Source organism: Paraburkholderia ribeironis (assembly GCF_900019265.1).
GTDB classification, from domain to species: domain Bacteria; phylum Pseudomonadota; class Gammaproteobacteria; order Burkholderiales; family Burkholderiaceae; genus Paraburkholderia; species Paraburkholderia ribeironis.
In genome coordinates this window covers 1-4111 of the sequence record NZ_CYGX02000138.1, presented here as the reverse complement: position 1 = coordinate 4111, position 4111 = coordinate 1, and the positions used below count along the sequence as shown (strand labels likewise).

1 protein-coding gene and 1 pseudogene are annotated in these 4111 nt (G+C 53.0%); one reads left to right on the top strand and one right to left on the bottom strand.

Features of this window, described 5'->3' with window-relative positions; translation table 11 throughout:
* Window positions 1-499 precede the first annotated feature (499 nt).
* Window positions 500-783: pseudogene (locus BN2475_RS32195) on the bottom strand (IS6 family transposase); the annotation flags it as partial.
* Window positions 784-1526: 743 nt separating this feature from the next.
* Here BN2475_RS32195 and BN2475_RS32190 point away from each other — a divergent pair.
* On the top strand, window positions 1527-3890 hold the full coding sequence (locus BN2475_RS32190; RefSeq protein WP_094783394.1) for a S53 family peptidase: 2364 nt from the start codon (window positions 1527-1529) through the stop codon (window positions 3888-3890).
* Window positions 3891-4111: the final 221 nt, after the last annotated feature.

The following is a 4111-nucleotide window of genomic DNA, read 5'->3' as shown; positions in this document are numbered from 1 at the left end:
GCCTTATTGCAACAGAACCCACGGGCGAGGTTGCCTATCGCAGTCTTTATCCTTGCTTGCCGCAAGTCGTCGCAGACATCACGGTCTAGCTGCGCGCTCTCCGTGATTCCACCTGGCCGGCATACATCTCCAGCCAGCATTCGCGGCACCAGTCCATACCTGTGACCGACGCCGATCCGCGTCCTGCCTCTTAAGCGGTGTAGGCAGGGGTGACGATTCAACCCTCAGATGCGTTTCAATAGGTTCGTGTCCCTCAACCGTCCCATGCTCAGCCTGGAAGCTCATCTTGGCGTAACCGCTTCGCCGCAAGCTCCGTTTCCCACGGACTTCGTCACCTTGCCAGTGTCCAGCAAGTCACCGCCGCTTCGGCTCTCTTTCTCTCGCAGCAGAGAAAGGGCATGCCCCGGTACCGCAACTTCAAATCCATCGGGTCCTGCATTCCAAACATGCTCAAGCAACTTCACCCCCATGTGGGCGGGCTACGTTGGCTGGGCGTACTGTAGGTCTCGTCCATGCGCCCGCTGTTGCCTACCGGGCGCTGGCGCCGACGAAAGGCCTTCTCGAGCACCGGCAGCAGCTTGATCACCCAGCGATGCACCGTGGAATGATCCACCTCGATGCCGCGCTCGGCCATCATTCTTCCAGATCCCGCAAGCTCAGCGAGTACGCCACGTACCAGCGCACGCACAGCAGAATCACGTCCACCGGATGGTGCAGGCGCTTGAGGACATTGGCAATGCCGCCTGGCAGGCTCGTGCGCGGCGTCTTCGCTGGCTTATTCATCTGCTGACTTGCGGTTTCCAAAACCGGCCATTCTACTTCCCGTTATCGCGACAGAGCCTCACCGGTCGCCTCGCTTGCGCTCAGCGGACACTGATCATACCCACTCGCATTCACCGATGGCATAAAAATTGCGGCAAGGTAAGCCGACGACGTAACCTATACATAGTCAAGGCCAAACATCCATGCAAAAAATTGTCACCATCTTTCTGCTTCTAATTTCCTACTGCACGTTGCTATCGGCTGCTGACAACCAGGGGAACGGAACCATACCCCCCCCTTTGCTCTTACCCCCTCAGACTTTCAGCGGGCTCTCACAGTTCGTTACCAATACTCGGATAAAATCGTCAATTTCGTCGATACGGCCTTTGGGGATCAACGGAACGGAAAGTGCACTTAAGCCGCTTCGGCCCCTCCTTCGCGAGGATCGCGCACCGGACGTAGCTCGCCCCGGCCAGACCCCTATCCAAGCGGGACGGCATCGCCACCTATCGGCGCCCCTGCCAGTCAAGCTCCGCGACGACACTGAAATCCCTCCGCTCAAAATAGAGTCGGTAGGTTTTTATATCCCAGATTTCATAAGAGCTGGTGGCCGTGTCGTTACGCAGAGACCACAGACGATCATCTCAGCTACCAGGTACCTATCCAGGTAGAGAGGATAAATGTTATTTTTTATTGTGACTCGAGTCGCTCACTAATTCTATAGTTCTCCTGCTTAATTGAGCTTTATATAAAGGGAATATCACATGAAACGGAATTTCGCTGCGATTGCAGTCCGCAATCGGAAAGCGCAAAGGTCCTCGGCGTCATTGCTATCTGCAGTCAGCATGGCCGTTTTCACGATAACGCATGCAAGCGCGGAAGCACCTGTACCGGATGCCGTCAAAGCGATAAAGAACGTGGAGTGGGGAAATGCAGGCGACTCTGGAAGAACCCAGAGAACGGCACCCGAAGGTAAAATTGAGATTGCGCAATCGGGTGGAAGTAGTGCCCGGTATCCCATTGCCAACCTACCCGACAGTTATCCACTGAGCGGACTACGCATTGTTCTGAAGCCCGATGCAGCCCGCCAGACGAAGCTCAATCAATTATTGGTGGCGCAGAATGACCCCGCGTCACCGCATTATCATAAATGGGTGACGGCGCAAGAATATGGCAACTCGTTTGGTGCATCGGATACCGATGTGGAAGCCGTGAAGGCGTGGCTGATTTCACAAGGGTTCAGTGTCTCCGCAGTATATCCCAGCAAGTCGTTGATCGCTTTCGATGGAACGTCGGGGATGGTCAAGGCAGCGTTCAACACGCAGATGAAAAGATACAGAAAAGCGGCTGTGCCCGGACATCCGCAAGATTCGGGCGAATATATTGCTAATGACGGTAACGTCTGGATCCCGCAAACACTGGCGCGTGTAGTCGGTAATGTGGTTGGCCTGAGCGAAGAAAAAAACGTCACGCAACTGGCACGCAAAACGAAAGGCAGTATGCTGGATAGTACCGCGAAGACGGGCGGAATATCCGATACATCCGGCACCCGGTATCTGGTTCCCGGCGATATGCAAACGATCTACAATACGAAAGCTTTGTATGATCAAGGCATCACGGGGAAAGGGGTAAAGATTGCGTTGATCGGAACTGGTGATGTCAACCCGGCATCGCTAGCAAGTTTTCGTAAAACTTTTGGACTGGACAAATATGGCGGAACGTTCGAACGGGTACATCCGCAAGCAGCCAAAACGTATCCAGGTGATGCAACGACCAAGTGTAACGCTCCAGAGGATTACACGACGGCTGGTGACGATGATGAAAATCAACTGGATGTCGAGTGGTCAGCAGCAATGGCTCCGGGGGCGGCGATTCAGCTGGTGACCTGTGCAGATAAAGGTGTGGACAGAATCTCTGGGCACGGGTTTTATTTTAACGGATTAAGGGTTGCCGTTGAGAATGCAATTAATTCAGAAAATACACCAGATATTATGAGTGTGAGTTATGGATTTTCTGAAATGGAGGAAAATTCAGCCAATGTTAGAGAAGAATTTTATGCGCTATGGAAGCAGGCTGCAGCAGAGGGTATTTCTGTTTTTGTCTCATCTGGAGATTCCGGCAGTAACGCGGCATTTAATGGCCCTCGTAACATCAATGTCGGCAATTCTATCAATGTTGTGGCAGCGTCACCCTATGTGACCGCGGTGGGGGGTACTGATTTTGCTTATACTCTGGATAAGCAGGAAGCTACGTATTTCACTGATAAAACGGGGGCGTCGTTTAGCTCGGCGAAGTCCTATATGCCGGAAATTCCGTGGAATGACAGCTGCGGCAATGATGTGGCGGCGAAAGCGAATGGATCGAAAAGCGCTATTGATTTTTGCAAAAAAACTGCTGATCGTGAGGGCATCGATACGAATTTGGCGCATGGAGCGAGTTCGAGCGGAGCCTCCTCATTTGTGGACAAACCTGACTGGCAATCGCTGGTCTACGGAGCTTCAACCGACGACAAGCGAGATATTCCGGATGTCAGTGTATTCGGTGGCAACTATGGTAATAAAATATTCGCTATTGTTTGCACCGTTTCCACAACGGTGGACAAGATGACAAAGAAATCAACCACGCATGACGGTTGCGCTGATCTGGCTGCCAATAAAAGCGATTATCCGCCAGAAGGTGGTGCGGGAACCTCGCTGTCATCGCCCATGTTCGCCGGGATCCAGGCGCTGGTGAATCAGAAGGAAAAAGGCCGCCAGGGCGTGGCCGCGGCGACGCTTTACAAACTCGCGGCGCAAGAATATGGCTCAAGCTCGAAGCCGCTAGGGACCTCTGCCGGATGCAATTCTGACTTTGGACCAAATGGCACCGATACGTGCGTTTTCCACAATGTGACGCGCGGGACCAACTCGGTCAATTGCGACGCAACGGTCGGCAATACAAACTGTTTTGTGTACGACAAAACCTATAGCTATGGATTGACGTCGCTGTCAACCAAGAAATACATCCCAGCTTACGCTGCTGGTCAAGGCTGGAATTTTGCAACGGGACTCGGCAGTGTGAATGCAACGAATCTCGTGGATGCCTGGGATAAGTACCATAAAGGTGTTGACACTCAGATAAAAAATTAAATTCTGCCGGAGTCGTCACGTTTTTGTGCCGCCGTGGCGACTCTTAAGGGGGCGATCAGGTCGTTTTTGTTCGATACCCGGTCCGCGGCGCGGGGGATCTTCGGAGTTCGTCCACGAGTTTTCGTGTGGTTTCTGCTTGTGCCTCTGCGCGTTCAGCACGCAACAGGGCTCTGTCAGGTTGGCCGATGTAGTCTGTCTTTGTGGCGTACGAGTAGTTATCC